General features: G+C 57.5%; 21 protein-coding genes. 3 read left to right on the plus strand and 18 right to left on the minus strand.

All coding sequences use genetic code 11. The annotated features are described in order from the left end of the window. The first annotated feature begins 73 nt into the window (after positions 1-73). From POR16_RS22285 to POR16_RS22295, 3 genes are read left to right on the plus strand one after another with little or no spacing between them, the layout of a single operon-like run. Complete coding sequence (locus POR16_RS22285; protein WP_005896833.1) at positions 74-574, plus strand: Hcp family type VI secretion system effector; 501 nt, start codon at positions 74-76, stop codon at positions 572-574. A gap of 28 nt (positions 575-602) precedes the next feature. Continuing rightward, positions 603-998, plus strand: coding sequence for a polymorphic toxin type 44 domain-containing protein (locus POR16_RS22290; RefSeq protein ID WP_005896831.1), 396 nt, complete (start codon positions 603-605; stop codon positions 996-998). After that, positions 976-1,437, plus strand: coding sequence for a hypothetical protein (locus POR16_RS22295; protein WP_005896829.1), 462 nt, complete (start codon positions 976-978; stop codon positions 1,435-1,437). The genes POR16_RS22290 and POR16_RS22295 overlap by 23 nt, the downstream gene beginning before the upstream one ends. Before the next feature lie 40 nt (positions 1,438-1,477). Here the strand turns inward: POR16_RS22295 and POR16_RS22300 are convergent, their stop codons facing one another. The 18 genes from POR16_RS22300 to POR16_RS22385 form a co-directional block, all read right to left on the minus strand. Further along, on the minus strand, positions 1,478-2,023 hold the full coding sequence (locus POR16_RS22300) for a glycoside hydrolase family 19 protein (protein WP_005896827.1): 546 nt from the start codon (positions 2,021-2,023) through the stop codon (positions 1,478-1,480). A 38-nt stretch (positions 2,024-2,061) separates the two neighbouring features. After that, the gene (locus POR16_RS22305) at positions 2,062-3,105 is read right to left on the minus strand and encodes a phage late control D family protein (RefSeq protein WP_122381154.1); all 1,044 of its coding nucleotides are present in this window, start codon (positions 3,103-3,105) and stop codon (positions 2,062-2,064) included. Between the two features lie 92 nt (positions 3,106-3,197). Further along, the gene (locus POR16_RS22310) at positions 3,198-3,404 is read right to left on the minus strand and encodes a tail protein X (protein ID WP_005896822.1); all 207 of its coding nucleotides are present in this window, start codon (positions 3,402-3,404) and stop codon (positions 3,198-3,200) included. Next, a complete protein-coding gene (locus POR16_RS22315) occupies positions 3,379-4,224 on the minus strand; it encodes a phage tail protein (RefSeq protein WP_005896820.1) in 846 nt (281 codons plus the stop codon). Before POR16_RS22315 ends, POR16_RS22310 begins: the two co-directional genes overlap by 26 nt. 9 nt (positions 4,225-4,233) lie before the next feature. After that, positions 4,234-6,987, minus strand: coding sequence for a phage tail tape measure protein (locus POR16_RS22320; protein WP_005896818.1), 2,754 nt, complete (start codon positions 6,985-6,987; stop codon positions 4,234-4,236). A gap of 138 nt (positions 6,988-7,125) precedes the next feature. Then, positions 7,126-7,428: a phage tail assembly protein gene (locus POR16_RS22325; RefSeq protein WP_024660117.1), complete on the minus strand. Its 303-nt coding sequence runs from the start codon at positions 7,426-7,428 to the stop codon at positions 7,126-7,128. Positions 7,429-7,443: 15 nt separating this feature from the next. Continuing rightward, positions 7,444-7,953 (minus strand): phage major tail tube protein, encoded by a 510-nt coding sequence (locus POR16_RS22330; RefSeq protein ID WP_024670873.1) that lies wholly within the window; start codon positions 7,951-7,953, stop codon positions 7,444-7,446. A 12-nt stretch (positions 7,954-7,965) separates the two neighbouring features. Next, the gene (locus tag POR16_RS22335) at positions 7,966-9,129 is read right to left on the minus strand and encodes a phage tail sheath C-terminal domain-containing protein (RefSeq protein WP_005896812.1); all 1,164 of its coding nucleotides are present in this window, start codon (positions 9,127-9,129) and stop codon (positions 7,966-7,968) included. A gap of 93 nt (positions 9,130-9,222) precedes the next feature. Next, the gene (locus POR16_RS22340) at positions 9,223-9,765 is read right to left on the minus strand and encodes a tail fiber assembly protein (protein WP_005896810.1); all 543 of its coding nucleotides are present in this window, start codon (positions 9,763-9,765) and stop codon (positions 9,223-9,225) included. 7 nt (positions 9,766-9,772) lie between these two features. Continuing rightward, positions 9,773-11,935 carry a phage tail protein gene (locus POR16_RS22345; RefSeq protein ID WP_005896808.1) on the minus strand — a complete coding sequence of 721 codons (2,163 nt, stop codon included), beginning with the start codon at positions 11,933-11,935 and terminating at the stop codon, positions 9,773-9,775. Beyond that, positions 11,932-12,537, minus strand: a complete 606-nt coding sequence (locus POR16_RS22350) for a phage tail protein I (protein WP_005896806.1) — start codon at positions 12,535-12,537, stop codon at positions 11,932-11,934. The genes POR16_RS22345 and POR16_RS22350 overlap by 4 nt, the downstream gene beginning before the upstream one ends. Position 12,538: 1 nt before the next feature. Then, positions 12,539-13,420 carry a baseplate assembly protein gene (locus tag POR16_RS22355; protein ID WP_005896804.1) on the minus strand — a complete coding sequence of 294 codons (882 nt, stop codon included), beginning with the start codon at positions 13,418-13,420 and terminating at the stop codon, positions 12,539-12,541. Beyond that, on the minus strand, positions 13,417-13,743 hold the full coding sequence (locus POR16_RS22360) for a GPW/gp25 family protein (RefSeq protein ID WP_005896802.1): 327 nt from the start codon (positions 13,741-13,743) through the stop codon (positions 13,417-13,419). The genes POR16_RS22355 and POR16_RS22360 overlap by 4 nt, the downstream gene beginning before the upstream one ends. A 3-nt stretch (positions 13,744-13,746) precedes the next feature. Then, entirely contained in the window at positions 13,747-14,025 is a 279-nt protein-coding gene (locus POR16_RS26370) for a hypothetical protein (RefSeq protein WP_042932983.1), read from the minus strand. A gap of 42 nt (positions 14,026-14,067) precedes the next feature. Beyond that, a complete protein-coding gene (locus tag POR16_RS22370; protein WP_005896798.1) occupies positions 14,068-14,652 on the minus strand; it encodes a phage baseplate assembly protein V in 585 nt (194 codons plus the stop codon). Continuing rightward, on the minus strand, positions 14,652-15,179 hold the full coding sequence (locus POR16_RS22375; RefSeq protein WP_005896795.1) for a hypothetical protein: 528 nt from the start codon (positions 15,177-15,179) through the stop codon (positions 14,652-14,654). Before POR16_RS22375 ends, POR16_RS22370 begins: the two co-directional genes overlap by 1 nt. Next, positions 15,172-15,828 carry a hypothetical protein gene (locus POR16_RS22380; RefSeq protein WP_122381153.1) on the minus strand — a complete coding sequence of 219 codons (657 nt, stop codon included), beginning with the start codon at positions 15,826-15,828 and terminating at the stop codon, positions 15,172-15,174. Before POR16_RS22380 ends, POR16_RS22375 begins: the two co-directional genes overlap by 8 nt. Further along, entirely contained in the window at positions 15,825-16,139 is a 315-nt protein-coding gene (locus POR16_RS22385; protein ID WP_005896789.1) for a head-tail joining protein, read from the minus strand. The genes POR16_RS22380 and POR16_RS22385 overlap by 4 nt, the downstream gene beginning before the upstream one ends.

A 16,139-nucleotide genomic window follows, 5' to 3' on the forward strand; every position in this document is an offset into this window, starting at 1 on the left:
CTGGTAGGCGTACCACTGAAAAATCATTTTGTGTATGATCGTGAGATGATGAGTTCACTAAAAGGAATTAACTATGTCATTTGAAGCATATCTCCAAATTGAAGGTGTACCAGGCGAAACCCTCTCCGAGGGCTACGAGAACTGGATCGAATTACAGGATTTCGACCTCTCTGCAAACCAGACAGCATCTGCGACGTCTACCTCGTCGGGTGGCGCGACCTCAGGGCGTGCGTACATGAGTGACATGCTTGTCCGGAAAGCCGTAGATAACGCCACGCCGAAGCTTCATGAAGCTTGCTGCAGCGGTAAGCATTTTAAACAAGTATCTGTGCACGTTTTTCGCGCCGGAGATCCGAAAGTCAAATATTTAGAGATAAAACTAGAAGAGGTTATTATTAGTTCATTTACCTTGACGGGTAATGGCAATCAAGTCGGTGCCTTTCCTAGCGAACTAATTGCCTTAAACTACGGCCGTATCCAGCTCGTATACTCTAAGCAAAGTCGGAAAACCGGGCAAAGCGCAGGACAAATTGCTGGCGGCTGGGACGCGATCAGCAACAAAATCTATTCGTAATTTTTCTATTTAAGATCAAGGAAAAATCATGAATATCATCATACCTGCTGTTATACCTCCTCACGTTAGTGTCGACGTCCACATGAAACTTACCAATGACCGTTGGAAACGCGACCCTGCAACTGGCGCATTTATGAGCTGGTTCTACCAAAAGGTTCGTGGTCACGGACCTTGGGATTACAAGCAGCAAAATCACAAATGGGAAAACTTTGGCAACTTCCACTATGGTGCAGTTGGTAGAGCTGGCCAGTTATCCGAACAGCTTTTATTAAGAGCTGCCGGTTTCGCTCAAAAGGAAGCAGACACTCAGGATCCTGAGATTGACTGGGGCCACTGGTTTTGGCGTGCACCTTATGGTGACGATCCCAAAGATCAGACATGGATAGAAAGAGGGATTCGCTATGCAGAACTCAAAGGCTATTGAGCTTAAATTAAATTACAAATTTTTCTTCTGGACGCTAGTTATCATAATAGCGTTAAGATTTATTTTTGACGGTTTCCTTTTTGGCCGGGGTGATGCTGATGAAGTCGTTATAAAACGTGAGCTTTCTGACGGCGCATGGTTGTACGTCACCGAATATTTCGCGCCCGCCACCGACCTGAACACGCTTCGCTTTTACATTAGCAAACCCTTAAGCGGCAACGATAAAGAGGTGCTGAAAGAGCTAAACAAAGCCAACCTTTTCATGGTCACGGATAGCGCTGTTAAGGATGTAAAAATACGTGACACAGAAAACGGTGTTGGGATCGAGATAAAAGGCGCTGTATACCGTTACTTTAGTAAGCAATACCTGACTGAAGGTGAGACGCTGAAGAGCTATCGCATAACGTTAAGTCAGCAAGATACGACTACGAGAGATTGACGCACACGCCCCATGCACATATCTTCATCAGAAGACAGTATCAAGCAAGCATCTTCAAAGCACGCTCGTAAAGCCTTTGCCGATCTGCCATGCCATTGGTGCCGCCATTGATGCGTCTGGTGATCGCCAGGAAGTCCCCTTTATCCGCCAAGGTATTGAGTCCAGCTCGGTGCCAGAACCAACCTGCCGACATGGCTGCATGCTCTGGACGCTCCAAGAGTTCGGGGTGCTTGAGCAGATCCAGCCCAAGCGCTTCGCCACACTCCGCGTAGTTCGCTTTGCCGGTGACCTGAATCAGCCCCCTGCCCCTATACAATTGGCCGTCATCATCATCCTCGGGCGTGTTGCCCAAGCGTTCAGCCAGGCGTCCAGTGTCGTACTTGTCGAGGTAGTCATCGCTGCCCAGTTCGCGAACGTAGCGCAACTGGCCAGACTCATGGCCGACCTGGGCGATGAATGCGGCAATGCGCAATCTGGTGACGATGGCGTACTTGCTCATTGCAACGTTTAAGACAGGAACAAAAACGCCAGCTCGGGAGCTGGCGTTGGGAAGTATCTGCAACAACTGCTGCGTGGTAATTGACATGCGTGGTTCTCCTAATAAGTGGGTGCTGATCTGGCCAGTTAAAGCTGTACGACCTTGACCGGTTTCTTCTCTTTCTTTTTCTTGCCCTTCGCTTTGGCCTTGCCGGATTTTCCGCCGTTGCACTCCACCGTGGTGGTCCAGCCGGACTGGGTGAATACCTGTTCAACCGAGTCGACTAGGTACTCACCATCCAGGCCGACCTTGAAGCCCTGGGCGTCGACCATCCGCTCGGCGAATAGATCGGTGCGCCCGGCCATTTCCAGCCGAACGCCAGCGGTGCTGCGATTGAATGCGGCAAGGCGCGCCTTCGCTGCCTGCTCTGCAGCAGATTTGTTCGGGTAGATGTGGCGGTCGGTGTGAACGGGCGGCAGGCCGTCAGGTGACTGATCGTTGGTCAGCTCAACCACCTTCAGTTTTCCCGTTTTCTTGTCCTGATGCTTGGTCTGCACGGCTCTTTGCGTCGTCTTGTCACTGAGACGAAACTGCCAGCGCGCCACGTCATTGCGTTGAATCCTCACAACGCCCAACGCCTTACCGCTTGCGCTCTCGCCGCCTTGGCGTGGCAGCACCAACAACTTGCCGTCTGCGACTTTGGCAGTGCAGTCATGCTTCTTGGCCAGCCGGGTAATGAAGTTATAGTCCGACTCGTCAAGCTGATCAGCGCGGGGTACCTTCGTTGCGACGTTACAGACAGGCTTCCAACTATTACGTGTCGCGACGTCGTTCACGATCTGCTGCAGCGTGACATCTTCCCAGCTACCGGAACGAGTGGTCCTGCCGCTGCCACGCATATCGCTGGCCTTGCCGCGAATGACCAAGGTATCGGGAGGCCCGGACGACTCTATGTCATCCACGGTGTAAAGCCCCAGCCGCGTCAGTGGCTGTCCTTCGTAACCCAGGTAAATCTCGATGTCCGCGCCTCGCGACGGCAGGGCAACGGCTCCGTCCCGATCATCGATACGCAGCTCAAACTCATCAGACTCCATGCCTGGCTTGTCACTTGTCCGGAGCAATAACAAACGGTCATTGATCAAGGCCGTGATATCGGTGCGATCCGCAACGATTCGGAATGCAGGCTTCATGGGACCTTCTTTGATAGCCATGGCAAGACATGGCAGATTCACCAGAATCCGCCGCCAAGCGTTGATAAAAGGTGGATGTGAACCGGCTGGCCCTAGCCCCAGAGCTGAATGGCTTCTTCGCTTGTGACCTGCAGATCCGGTAGCAGGATCTGCACGCCAGCCCGGTACGGTTGCGGCTCATCTGCCAGGCCCTGATTGGCATCCAGCACCGCCTCAACGCTGCCATTCAGGTGCCCGTAGTAGTGCTGACACAGAGTGTCGAGCAGATCCCCGTTAGACGTTCTGCAGATCGTCGCCATAGCTCACAAACTCCAATGAAAAGCCCTGCTTGCGGGGAATACCCCCGGCCAGCAGGTTGCTCTGTTCTTCATCCACACTAAGCAGACACCAGTTGCCTAGAACCTCTCCGTAGCCTGTTGTCAGGCTGAGGGGTTGCAGATTGCGACCCATGCTGCGCAACGTGTTCAGTTGCTTAAGTCCGCCTTTGAAGCCTGGAAAGATGGACCCTTTCAAACTCAGCTTGTCGTCGCCGAACCCAACCGCCTGTTGCGCAATGCTGCGGGTCAAACGCTCTTGCCCGGCCCAACGGAACGCGGTCTGTCTGCGCAGTTCATCGAACGCAGCCGTGTCCAGGTTGAAGTAGTAAGGCTGCGCCTCGGGCTTGAGTGGCTGAATAATCAGCAAGTGCGGAAACGGTTTTACTGCTTCCGGGGCTGGCGTGGTCTGAGAGGCAAAACTACCGGTGGGTACGATGTTGCCCAGAGACGGGCTAATCTTCCCGGCAACCCGATTGATTGCAGCACTCGCCTTGGACGCTTGCTCTTTCAGTGTGCCCATACGCTCTTGCACCTGCGCCGCCGCACTGGTCGCCTGCCCGTACATCGCCACCACCTGGCCCACCTTTGACTGGGCGACATTGATGCCACGCATGGTGCGCTGCAACTTCGCGCCTACGGCAGGACCGATGAAAGGGATGTTCTCCAGCTCTGATGCTGCCCCTGTTATGTCGCCGATGGCCCCATTCAAGGGGCCAACCATGTCATCCAGACTTCGACGCCCTACCTCCCCCGCTGTAATCAAGTACTTCAACGACGACTGCAGTTGCTCTGCATAGGCCATAACCTTTCCTTACCCCACATCTGGGGCATCAAACAATTGACGGGCTGCCGCCTGTCGACTGAACTCTTCAAATTGACGCTGAAGAAACGGCGCGATCTCTCGTGCCAGTTGTGCCGGATCCTTCACATCTCCCTGTACGCTGACAGGCATGTTCGGCGAGAAGGTGAGTTGCTGATCTATCTTCGCCGGCTCGGCCTTGCTTTGCTCGGCGGCCTTGATGACAGCAGGCAACGCCTGGGGTGGACCAACCGCCGCCATCGCTTTGACCACATCGCCAGGCGCAGCAGACGGCTTGGTATCGCCTGGCTTTTCAGCAACAGCCTCGGCTTTTTCGTCTGAGCCAAACAGCGCTTTGCCCAGAAAGCCACCGACGTCCTGCCCGCCCATGCCTCCGAGAAATGCGCCCACCAGCCCGCCGATGGCCGTGCCGACAACGGGCACAATGGAGCCAATGGCTGCACCTGCCGCACCACCCGCCAACGCGCCAGCCAATCCCCCGGCAGCGCCGCCGTAGCCTTCGGCTTTCTCGTCCTGGGTTTCGGCATTCTGGTACGTATCCAACGCCAGCATGCCTGCATCGAGAAACTTGGCACCCGGAACCACCTTGGCAAGACCGCCCAACTTCCCGGCAGCCCCGGCCATACGCGCCAGTCGACCAGCGGGCACCGGAGGGGGTGGAGATGGAACAGGTGGCCTTGGCGGCATAGGAGGACCACCACGACGACCACCGGCACCACCCGCTGCGCCTCGCCGTCGACCACGTCGAGACCGACGCTGGTCACCCGGTGCATCTGAACCACCGCCGAAAGCATTGGCATTGACCACAAAGACTTTCTGCGGCTCCGAGCTGCTGCCGCCACCTTTGCCACTATCGCCGTCGCTACTGCCTTCGCCGAACAGATCGAGGATCTTGAGGCCGGTTTCGACAGGATCAAAACCTGTCTTGCCGCCTTCCTCAGACTCATCGTCGTCACCGTCAACCTGTTCCTTGTCACCGTCCTGGGTCTTGCTTTTGTTCTTGCCCTTGGCTTTATCCTTGCCCTTGAAGGCTTTGAGACCAGTCTCCAGCAGCCCTTTGACCGCACCGACTTTGCCCTCGGGCTTGCCATCGCTATCGCCAGAGTTCGTGACGAAGACCTTCTGAACCTTGTTCGGGCTGCCGCCTAACGCACCGCGACCGAGGTTGAGCAACCCCTTGCCGATTTTGAATGCACCGGCAGCCGACTTGAGGGCTACCAACCCGCCACCGAGTAACGCGATGGCCAGAACCACAGGCTTGGCGTTATCAGAAAGCGTGGTGAATTCTTTGGCTGTTGCAGTGATACCTTTGGCGACTGCGTCAGTGACCGGGCGAATGGCGTCGCCGATGCTACGCATCGAGTCGTTGACGGCCTGAAACGTCTCTGCCCAGATCTGCGACGAAGCGCCACGCCGCTCGGCCAGGTTCTTGTCCAGAATCCCTGAAGCGTTCTGAGCGTCCTTTTTCAGTTGCTCATACATGCCACGGTTTTGCGAGTACGCCGTCAGCGCAGCCTTGACCTGCATGTCGGCGAACAGATCGCCAGTGCGCAGCGCCTGCTCCAGCGAATCCAGCATCTCTTTCGCCTTTTTCGGATCAGCTTCCTTACTGATCTTCTCCGTGGCCTCCTTCATTTTTTTGGCTTTGGCCGGATCGGTCTTTTCGATGTAGTGCTGGGCCAGCGCAAAGCTGGACTCCAGGGTCGACATTCCCTTCTGGATGCCTGTGTTGAGAGAACCCTGATAGTCGATACCAACGTCTTTGTATGACTTCACCACGTCGGTGGAGCCGATCTTCTCCATCCAGTTTTTCAGGTTGTTGGCCGCCTCATCCGAGCCGCCGGCTGTTTTCATCTGCACCTGCAGCATTGCGCCGAGCTGGCTCACCGAATCCATGCCGGTCACACCCAGCTTGCCCATGCCCGCAAGCAGTTGCGGAAACCACTTCGCCATGTCGCTGGCTTCAAAACTACCTGCCTGCCCTTGCATGGCGACGGCCTCAAGGGCTTTTTCCATCATCTTCGGGTCGGTGATTTTGGCGTTCTGCTGCAGTGCCTGAATCATGTTGGCCGTATCGGTGCCGCTGGCCCCCTGCCCGACCGCAAACTTCGCCGCCACCGGCGCGTAGGACAGCGCCTTGTCCAGGCTCATGCCCGCACCGACCAGCTTGTTGACCAGGTCAGCCACATCGTTGCGTGCCATGCCCGTGTCTTGAGAAGTCTTGATCACCGAGGTGGTCAGTTCCGCTTCCTGTGGCTTGTTGGCCACCCCCGCCTTGATCGCGATGTCCCGGATGATCGCCTGATAGTCCGCACTGATCTTGGTCGGTACTGCCAGTGCGCCGACACCCGCGACAGCGGTGCCGATCCCGGACTTGAGTCCGGCCTTGCCCTGCTCGATCTGTTGGTGCCCCTTGACCTTGAGGTCCATGCTTCTGGCCACACGGTCAAGGGACTGATATTCCTGCCTGAGCTTGCCGACCTGAACACCCTGTTTACGCAGCGTGTCGAGGTTGGTCTCAAGCTTGCGCAGCAGACCAGAGGCCGATGCAGCACCACTGTCGTGCGCTTTCTTCCACTCATCACGCAGGCGCATGGTTTCGCCAATGGTGTTTCTCAACACCTTGGCCTGACTACCCTTTTGCTCCAGCTTCTTGATACGGCCTTCGACGGTACTGAAGGCCGAACCCAGGGTGGAACTGACAGAGCCGCCAATCACCAGCCCCAATGCCAGATTGTTCGCCATCACTCACCTCAGATGTTGGGATGGGCTCAGTCCGTGAGCCACCAGATCATGTCCGAGAAAGACATGGACATGATTTCCACCGACGAGAAGCCCAGCTCTTTTGCAAGTCGCTTTGCCGCCAGCTTCTGAAGTGCAGGATCAAAGCTCGTCGTCTTGCACCAGACGAAAATAGCCCGCCTGCAGGCGGTTGTAGTCTTTGAGCGGTAGCCTTTCCAGATCACCACCGCCCACTTCGGCGAGCGATGCGAAGAGGTTGATCTCGCGCTGTTCGGCATCACCATTTGAGGCCGCTTGCGCAGCACGCACATCTCGCACGGTCGGAGCACGCAAGGTCAGAGTATCCACCTGAACGCTGTTGACTTCGGCAGGCTTGGACAGCTTCACCGAAACACTCTCGGCCGTCAGAGTCATCCAGCTTGGTTGGGTATTTGCTTGAGACACAGGAATTTCCTTTTATCAGAGGCCGAGGGCTGAACGTTCTGCAGCGAGTTGGTCGACACCGTTGATGACGCGTTTCATGCCCAGCGCATCGATCTCGTAAATCAGACGGCCATCCACTTCCAGCTTGTAGTAGGTGACCGCGACCGAGTGTTTGATCTCGGACTTGTCACCCGGCTTCCAGTCACCCATGTCGACCTCTTTGAGCCGACCGCGAAGGGTGACCACGACTGGGGTGATCTTGCCTTTCAGGCCCTTGAACGCGCCTCGGAAAACGCTGTTGAAGGCAGTGCCATCAGCCAGGCCGAAAAACTTCAACGACTCCCGGCGCACGCCCGTTGTTGTGAAGTTGGCTTCCTGCTTCTCCATGCCCATATCCAGCTCAACTGGAGCATCCATGCCTCCAGCCCGGTGCTCTTCCGTCTTGATCGTCAACTTGGGCAGCGTCAGGCTTGGAACATCGCCTTGGAAGCTGACGCCGTCGACGAACAGGTTCAGGTTGCTCAGTGTTTCGGGAATCATCGCCATCGTTGCAGTTCCTTAAGCGGCAGAGTCGAGCACTTCGGTCAACCATTGATTGGTGACTTCGACGCGGAAGTTGGGGTTTTCGGCAGGTGGAACGTCGGTGAATCGGATGTTCCAGAACACCTTGCCCTGCTCCAGCTGGCTGGCCGTGTTCAGTTCGGTGTCCGCGAACACTTCAAAGTTGATGATTGCGCCCTGATTTTTCAGGTCACGCATGAACGCCTGCAGGCCCTCGGTCACGTCCTTGATGTAGGTCGCAGTGATCGAACGGTCGACCGCCCACTTGTGCCCGTAGAGGATCGCGTCCATGACGATGTCCATGGTGCGGACACGGGTGACGAACGCCCACTTGGGGTCGCTGCTCAGGGTGCGGTTGCCCCACAGGCGATAACCGTCATCACGGATGATGGTGGCGATGTTCGCGTTGTTGAGCAGGTTGGCGCGGCAGGTTTCGTCGCCGTCCAGAAACTCGATGGGCCGGGTGGTGCCGGTGATCCCGGCGAACTCTTTATTCGACGGCGAGGCCCAGAAGCCATACTCCGCGTCGGTCCAGGCGAACAGACCCGCCACCCAGGCAGAGCCCGGCGCATCTATTGTCTTGCTGGTCGCTGTATCCCAGTACTGGACACCGGGGTCGACCATGAAGGAGCGCTTGCCGCCGAAGTTCTTGGCATACGCCATGACCGCTTCGTCTGTGGTGTTGGGGCCATCGAAGATCGGCAGCGCCCGCAGTTTGTCTGCCAGTGCAGCCATGGCGGTGCCGACCGCCAGAATCGAGCTGTGCTTGGGCGCGATCAGCAGTCGCGGCTGGGCGTTGAAGCGGCTCTTGCCGTCGAGCAGTGCCTGGAGCCCGGTGCGCGTGCCATCAGCTTTGACACCGCCGATGATGGCGGAAGTTTGCAGGGCAGCATCGTCCAGTTTGGCAACGCCACAAGCAACGATCACCGCCTTGGCCCGCACGTACACCGCCTGACAGGCTTTGGTGATCGCCGAGTCAGGACCAAACGCTGCAATGGCTTCGCGCTCGGACGTGATCAGCACCAGGTCATTGGCCTTGGCGCTGTACGCCGGGGCCTCGGTGAACGTATCGACCAGACCGATGATTGAGGACGTGGGCAGCGAAATGGTACGTGCGCCCGTGTCGACGTTTGTCATGGTCACGCCGTGGAAGAAACTCATAAGACGATCTCCAGAAACGAAAAAACCCCGATCAGGGGGGTTGGTGGTGGAATGCGAATAGCGGGTAAGAAAACGCCCCATCAGTGCGGGGCGTCAGGTGCTTTGCTGATCGTCGTCGCTGACGTTCTGCGCAGGAGCTTCCGGCTTGGGCGGCTCGTAAACGAATGGATCGGCAGGCGGCACCGGCCATTCAAAGTCCAGCGGATAGCCAGGCTTCGTGTCGAGCTGCGCGAGTTCGACGCGGTATAACCGCTGCGCCTTAATCTCGGCGCTGATAGCAGGCAGCGCCGTTTGCTGCTCGGGCGTCGCGACGCCCAGATCAACGGCGTCTTGCAACGTTTCCAGCTCGACGACCAACTCGTTGATTCGCGCCGTAGCTGCAGCAGAAAGTCCGCCACGCTCGCACATGACCTGTACCTGCACCGTCTGGAGCGTCGGCTCTTGGACCTCACCAAACTCACCGGCCAGCGCACGTTCAAACAGCTCTACACCATGAGGCTCGGTATCGTGGGGAGAAGCCGCGAACGGCGTCTCTCCATAGATCTCGAACACTTCTTTGAACGCCACCATCAGAACGATGGACGAATGAGCCTGATCGGACCAGCGAGGATCGCGGGCGCTTAATACTGTTCTCATAGTTAACCTAATTGATTCGTTGAAAGAGCGTGCGCTCAGTACCGTTAAACGCGCCATGAGCACGCCAGGTCCCTATGCCAATGGTTCCCGAGTTACTACTTGCGCCGTCGCCTGCAGCTGTAGAGCTGTAAAGAAGGTTGTTGCCGGGAATCGATGTACCTTGGTTTATAGAATTACCATATGTATTGATTACTCGTGCGAATGCATACTGACCAATGCCAGTCAGTCCAAGTCCCGCAACTTTCGTCGCCAGGTTAATATCGCTTATCAGATCGCCGTAATCAGCGCCATCTACTGAAAAACGGACACTGCCGGCATTGTTGTAACCTAGCCTCAGTTTGAAATTACCCATATTTGCGCCGCCACCCTGCTCTACAGGGGAGAAGCCTAGACGGGTCTGCAGGTAAAATATTCCGCCGTCGGACGACCGCCGCATGTAGGGAAAAGCAACATCACCGCTGGCAAACCCTACGTGGGTGATTGAATCAGCAATTGCGCGAGACGAGTCGCGTGCATCGACCTCAGCCTTGGTATACGCATTGTTAATCCCGTAGGCAGCAAGCGTGGAGCCTACGTTCGCTTTACTACTGGGGTCAAAATTGCCCGAGTACCAGAGATTGCCAAAGTCTGTTTCGTCAACTGTGATTTTAACGCCAACAGCGGAATGACCTATTTTTATCAGGTTGCTTTGCTGCCCGACTCCCGTGCCCGCTTGAACAGGAACATACCCCAGCCTTGTCTGCAGGTGGTAAACGCCGCCATCAGTGGATCGACGCATATAGGGATATTTGACATCATTGCCCGCAAACCCGACAACCGTAATGCCGTCCCCAGTCGCCTTGCCCGACAGTCTTAGATCGGTTTCCTCTTTGGTGTAGCGCTGCGCGTCCCGAGTATCAACCTCAGCTCTTGTATACGTATCAGCCTTCGAATAAACCTCCGTCTTCAAGGCACGCTCAGACACACGCCGATCAACTTCTGCTGACGTATAAGCGTCATTAATACCGTAGCCGGAGAGGGTTTCAGCACGATCCGCTTTTTTGTCGGGGTTAAAGTTGCTTGAATACCAGAGCTTTCCAAGATCTGTCTTATCAACAGTCGCTTTCAGGTCAGTCCCGCTCCATCCGATCTTCACCGCGTTGTCCAATTGGCCCGCACCGGTGCCTTGTTGCACAGCGGTAAACCCCAGCTTGGGTTGTAACGCCGCAACCCGCGTATCGATCTCGGTCTTGCTGTAGGCATCGGCAATGCCGTACCCGCCCAGTGTGGTCGGGTTGAAACCGGCCATCACCAGGCCGCGTCGGTCTACCGTAACCCGGTTGTAAGTACCGGGCAAAACGCCAGTTGGACCTGCCACTTGCTCGAACACCAGCGCAGTCGTACCCAGGGTAATTGGCGCGTTTGTCGTCAACTGCCAGAGCGTGTCGAACAACGTGTCACCCTGCTCGACGCTGACCATCAGGTTGGGCGTCACCTCGGCGCTTGCATCCGCGTCAACAACGCGCAACCAGGCATTACCTGCGACGACTGAGTACAGGCCATTGTCTTTACCGCTGGCCTGATTTTTCACCAGTACCCGGTCACCTGCGACAAGCGCAATGCCATCGACCGTCTGAATGCCAGCAAGGACAATCGGGCCGGTGGTGGCAGCACGAACAGATTGCTTGTTGTCGAGTTTGGAAAGCTCCTCCTGAATCCGCAGATCCACGAAGGAACGTGTGGCCAGCACAACCGTTGGGTCAATGCGCAGCTCGACGTTGCTGGTATTGCTGACCAGCAGGTTGATGCGCACGATCTGCGTGCGTCCAGAACCTTGAGCCAGCAATGGTTTGAAGGACGGCGCGCAGTTCGCAACCGCCACCAGATCCCCTTCCGTATCGTACAAGCCAATTTCACGAATCCAGAAGCCGCCCACCTCTGCCGGGATAACCTGCTCGGCGATGATGATCGCGTTGTTGGCTGGATCAACCTTGAGCTGATTGAGCGGGGCACGGCGGCGCTCGTTGATCAGTTTTTTCTGTGAAGCATCGGGCACCGGATCGGTGCCATTGGCATCACCCACACCCATTTGAGCTATTTTCCAAGGCACGCCGAGGGCATCGGCATTGGCCTGCTTGGCCGCACCGATATTGGTCAGGGTGGCAAAGAATTGCGAAGTCTGATCGATCATGCGAAGACATCCAGAGTATCGATAGTGGTTTCACGCCCACCCAGCCCCATATGCCCCGAGACTTCAATGTCACGCGGTACAGGTGGATAGACGTCGATTTCGTCGCCTTCGGAGACCGAAGCGGCTAGGTAGAAACGGCCGGTCGTTTCAAGGCTGATGGCCAGTTCCAGCATGTGACGGCTGACAGGCTTGGCGTCATCGATCAGGGCTGTCAGTTCCTGATACATCTCCTCGGTGATGCCGGTGTCCAGCACACCCACCTTGAGGGCAAAAGTACCGGGGATTCCCTCAGGTACGGTCTGCCACCACTCCAGGACATCAATGAGATAGCCAAGCGGTTCAACCACTCGGCGTATCGCACCAATGGTCCCCTTGCGTTCATGGATGAAGAACGACGCGGCAATGGCTGCACGCTTTACCGGCTCAGACCATGCTTCATCCCAGCGGTCCACCGACCAGGCCCACGCCAGGTGATAGAGCAAGTGCGCGGGACAGGTCTGCGGGTTGTACAGCGTGCGCAAGGGAATCTTCGGGACTTCATCCGTGGCAACCTCAATGGCGCGCTCAAGCGGGGAACTGTTGAGGGGGAGCAAGCTGGACATCTCAACTACCCCGCGTCACGGTGAATGCTTCACACCAGGCGGCCTGCGCCTTGGTCGGGCGGATGTCCTTCCAGTCCTGAAGATCAACCCGACTGACGCCGCTGATGTGCAGCTGCGCGTCAATGCCGGATCGAGCCACCTCAAGGCCCAGACGTCTCCTGGGGTTGATCCAGGCCCCCAGCCGGTTCTTGCATTCAGCCAGAGTAGCCTCAGTTTCAGGCCCGCTCCCCACCATGTGGACGACAGCATTGATGCGGTAAGGCAAAATCTCAGCGCTCTGAACGGTCAAGCGATCCCCCAAGGGACGCACATCCTCGTCACTGAGGTTGAGCCGAACCGTCTCCAGCAGATCCGCTCCAGCTACACCACTGCCTTCCAACGCTAGTACCGTAACCACCACGGCTGCCGGTGATGGGCTTTCCGCAGTGGCGTCGGCCACCAAACCTGAGGCGTTGCGTGCGTGAAGGATGTAGCTGTTTCGTGGCCCCGCCGTGGTCAGTCCCTCGTAGGCAAGCTGGACACGCTCCCGAAGCGCATCGTCTTCTTCCATGACAGCTGCAGTGGGAGGCACTGCAACAGGGTCTGCTGCCTGGATCTCCAGACGTTTGAGGTTGACGTTGGCTGCCAACTGATCAAGATCGGCTTTCTGGGCATATGCCAGCATCAATGACTTTGCCGCGTCGTTGACACGCGCACGGTTCTGAAGCCGTCTGTAAGCCCCCAGTTCGAGCAACTTGGTGACCGGGTCGCTTTCCAGCAAAGCGCTCCAGTTGTCGCCCATGTATTCGCGAAAGGCGGCTAGCTCCCCCTGATATTCTTCTTCAAAGTCCAGGTCCTCAAGCACTTGCGGCGCGGGCAGCGCCGACAGTTCAATCAAGCTCATGCCGTCACCTCCAACACCGCATTGTCACCCAGATACGTCCCCTGCAATTCCAAGGTGACCTGGCCGTTCAGGACCGCAATCACCCTGACACGCTCAAGTCTCAGGCGAGGTTCCCAACGGCCTAGCGATTTGGCCACCTCGGCCTGCACCGCGCTTTTCCAGCCCTCGTTCACAGGCAGATCGACAAAGCGCCGGATCTTGCTGCCGTACTCCGGGCGCATTCGGCGGCTGCCCACAGGAGTGCCCAGAATGTCTTCGATGGACTGCCGCAGGTGCGTCAGGCCGGAGACAGACTGACCGGTACGGCGATCCATTCCGATCATGAGTTACTCCAGCGGTTTAAGGTCCGGGTGTGCACGCAGGTACTCCAGCGCGACGGTGTCATCGACCTGCGCCGTGGCAATGCCCTTGGCGACAGCAAGGGTGCGGTCATCCGGCAGAATCAGCGTGCGCGAGGTGAACAGCGTGTCTCGATACATCCGCACCGCTACAGCGGGCGCGGGATGAGGCAAGGCGTCAGTAGCTGATATCGCCGTGGGGGTGACCTGGCCTGTTGGGGCTGCCGGTTGGTCACCAGAAGTCTTATCGATTTTTACGGTCGCCATGGGTTATCTCCAGACATTAAAAAGCCCGCAGTGCGGGCCGGGTCAGTGCTTGTGGTTCGGGGTGTTGCCACCGGTGTCGATGATCTGGCCACCGCCGCGAATATCACCGGCGACGGCGAGCGTTCCGCTGATCGTGACGTTTCCGTCCAGCGTGATCGTGGCTGCCTTGGCGGTGATCGTTCCGGAGGTCGCGCTGATAGAGTCGTCAGTCACAACGGCCGAGCTGGCTCCGACGGTGACAGTCACCGTCCCGGTAGGCAGATCAATCGTGTAAGTGTTGGTCTGCCAGTCGTAGATCAGGGAACCGCCGTCGTCGAAGCGCCAGACTTCCACATGATCGCGATTGTCAGGCTGGGCACCGGCATTGCCATACAGCCCCGGAATGAACGTGCCTTGCGACACGTCACCGCTGGCACTGAGCAACGTGCCCTGTTCACCAAGGGTCGGTGCCCGCCAGTGCCTTGCCTTCCCTGCCGCCACGCTGTGCCAGCGCACCCAGGCGCTGACCCAGTCACCATCCGAAACACGGCATACCGGAGGTGACGCGGCAAGGTCCAGCGCAACGACATAGCAGTCCTTCACCACACCAGCCAGCATGCGGTCATGTTCAGCCAACGCGAAACTCATCACATGTCCTCAGGCGACTGGTACTGATCTTCGTTACCACGTCCGGTGTCCGGACTGAAGGCAAACACCAGAGTGCCAGGCGGCTCATTAGGCCAAGGCCATTCCTCCTCGCCGAGGTAGATCCCTTGGGTCCATTCGACGACCCAGACCGCGTAACCGTCCAGTTCAGGACGCGACCAGTCTTGTGCGGCTCTCACGAACTCGGCGGGCTCGACCTCAAGCCCCCAGGTTTGCAGCCTCAACAATACTGCCAACTGAGTGGCTGCAAAGGCGGCCTGCTGCTGGCATTGCTCGCGTTCGGACCCCACGATCACCCGTGCTTCGAACCGGGCAATCAGGGCCGTTTCCCCGGTGCCCTGATCAATGCCGGGCTCAAACTCCACCAGCTCGATCAGCACGGCCGGGACGAGGATCTGCTGAAGCATATCCGGCATGGTGCCGACGTACTCAAGACCGGGAATCGCGGCCCTGATGTGTCGTTCAATGGCTTCGTACAGTGAATCAAGATTGAACGCTTGGTCAGGCACGGGCAGTTCCTTTCAGGTACTTCTGCAGCTCGTAATTGAATTCCTGCTTGAGGATCTCCAGCAGGCGCTCATCAGCACGTTTCACCCAGTTATCAAAATGTGGCCTCGCCTCTTCAAGCGATACCTTGGCTTTGGCCAACGGAAAGCGGCTGCCATTTTCTTCGATGAACCCGGAGCGGCGTTTGCCTTGCCGCGTTTCGGCGTACGCGCCTGAGTCGAAATGCTTGCTCGCGGTCCGGATCCAGATATCAGGACTGCCGCCATAAACCGTTTTGAAGAACGCCCCCTGATAACGGCGACCGGCAACGGATACGCCGGTACGGCTCTGCCGCGCACGGCCGATACGACTGGCAGAAATGGCATCCAGACCAAACCAGAGCTTGCCGCGCATCGTGCCACCGCTCACCGGGTAAGCCCGGAGGCGTTGCCGCACAGCTGCGACGGCGATGCGTTCCTGGCGCCCCACCGCTCTTGCGATGTGCGTGCGCAACCAACGGAGCGTCTTGTTGATGGCGCGCCGCTGGGCCGCTGCTGCTGCTTTGGGAACCGCCGCTGCAAAGTCCTTGAACGCTTCCAGATCAGCCGAAGATGGCTGCAGGGTGATCATGCCATCCTTGGCCGACTGCTTGTAGAAGCTGCCTACGCTCATGGGTTAATCCTCAGAATCAACGTGATCAACGCATCGCCACCCGGCTCCTGACGGACCAGCGTGTACGTACCACCGCCGTCCTGCACGGGCAGATCGATACGTACCTGCTGCCGCTCGACAATGCCCTGCGCGTCGGCTACCCGAATGACCAGGTGTGGTTCGCGCAGCCCGGTATTGATGCGGCCCAGCTTGGGTTGCAGCCAAGGTGCCGAGAACATGCCCGACACCTCGCGCCCCTCAATGAACGCCGTGTCGCTAAGGACATCGAACACGGCGTCATCCAGGGTTTCGATCAAGTCACGGAACGCCAT

The sequence above is a fragment of the Pseudomonas coronafaciens pv. oryzae str. 1_6 genome, from assembly GCF_000156995.2.
GTDB classification, from domain to species: domain Bacteria; phylum Pseudomonadota; class Gammaproteobacteria; order Pseudomonadales; family Pseudomonadaceae; genus Aquipseudomonas; species Aquipseudomonas tremae.

What these genes read in the sequence shown, in the direction of transcription:
- POR16_RS22355 (WP_005896804.1), bottom strand. Translation starts at nt 13,420, where the DNA reads ATGAGCTTGATTGAACTGTCGGCGCTGCCCGCGCCGCAAGTGCTTGAG.
- POR16_RS22285 (WP_005896833.1), top strand. Translation starts at nt 74, where the DNA reads ATGTCATTTGAAGCATATCTCCAAATTGAAGGTGTACCAGGCGAAACC.
- POR16_RS22315 (WP_005896820.1), bottom strand. Translation starts at nt 4,224, where the DNA reads ATGGCCTATGCAGAGCAACTGCAGTCGTCGTTGAAGTACTTGATTACA.
- POR16_RS22340 (WP_005896810.1), bottom strand. Translation starts at nt 9,765, where the DNA reads ATGAGAACAGTATTAAGCGCCCGCGATCCTCGCTGGTCCGATCAGGCT.
- POR16_RS22345 (WP_005896808.1), bottom strand. Translation starts at nt 11,935, where the DNA reads ATGATCGATCAGACTTCGCAATTCTTTGCCACCCTGACCAATATCGGT.
- POR16_RS26370 (WP_042932983.1), bottom strand. Translation starts at nt 14,025, where the DNA reads ATGGCGACCGTAAAAATCGATAAGACTTCTGGTGACCAACCGGCAGCC.
- POR16_RS22335 (WP_005896812.1), bottom strand. Translation starts at nt 9,129, where the DNA reads ATGAGTTTCTTCCACGGCGTGACCATGACAAACGTCGACACGGGCGCA.
- POR16_RS22385 (WP_005896789.1), bottom strand. Translation starts at nt 16,139, where the DNA reads ATGGCGTTCCGTGACTTGATCGAAACCCTGGATGACGCCGTGTTCGAT.
- POR16_RS22380 (WP_122381153.1), bottom strand. Translation starts at nt 15,828, where the DNA reads ATGAGCGTAGGCAGCTTCTACAAGCAGTCGGCCAAGGATGGCATGATC.
- POR16_RS22330 (WP_024670873.1), bottom strand. Translation starts at nt 7,953, where the DNA reads ATGGCGATGATTCCCGAAACACTGAGCAACCTGAACCTGTTCGTCGAC.
- POR16_RS22320 (WP_005896818.1), bottom strand. Translation starts at nt 6,987, where the DNA reads ATGGCGAACAATCTGGCATTGGGGCTGGTGATTGGCGGCTCTGTCAGT.
- POR16_RS22305 (WP_122381154.1), bottom strand. Translation starts at nt 3,105, where the DNA reads ATGAAGCCTGCATTCCGAATCGTTGCGGATCGCACCGATATCACGGCC.
- POR16_RS22310 (WP_005896822.1), bottom strand. Translation starts at nt 3,404, where the DNA reads ATGGCGACGATCTGCAGAACGTCTAACGGGGATCTGCTCGACACTCTG.
- POR16_RS22360 (WP_005896802.1), bottom strand. Translation starts at nt 13,743, where the DNA reads ATGATCGGAATGGATCGCCGTACCGGTCAGTCTGTCTCCGGCCTGACG.
- POR16_RS22370 (WP_005896798.1), bottom strand. Translation starts at nt 14,652, where the DNA reads ATGAGTTTCGCGTTGGCTGAACATGACCGCATGCTGGCTGGTGTGGTG.
- POR16_RS22350 (WP_005896806.1), bottom strand. Translation starts at nt 12,537, where the DNA reads ATGTCCAGCTTGCTCCCCCTCAACAGTTCCCCGCTTGAGCGCGCCATT.
- POR16_RS22295 (WP_005896829.1), top strand. Translation starts at nt 976, where the DNA reads ATGCAGAACTCAAAGGCTATTGAGCTTAAATTAAATTACAAATTTTTC.
- POR16_RS22300 (WP_005896827.1), bottom strand. Translation starts at nt 2,023, where the DNA reads ATGTCAATTACCACGCAGCAGTTGTTGCAGATACTTCCCAACGCCAGC.
- POR16_RS22290 (WP_005896831.1), top strand. Translation starts at nt 603, where the DNA reads ATGAATATCATCATACCTGCTGTTATACCTCCTCACGTTAGTGTCGAC.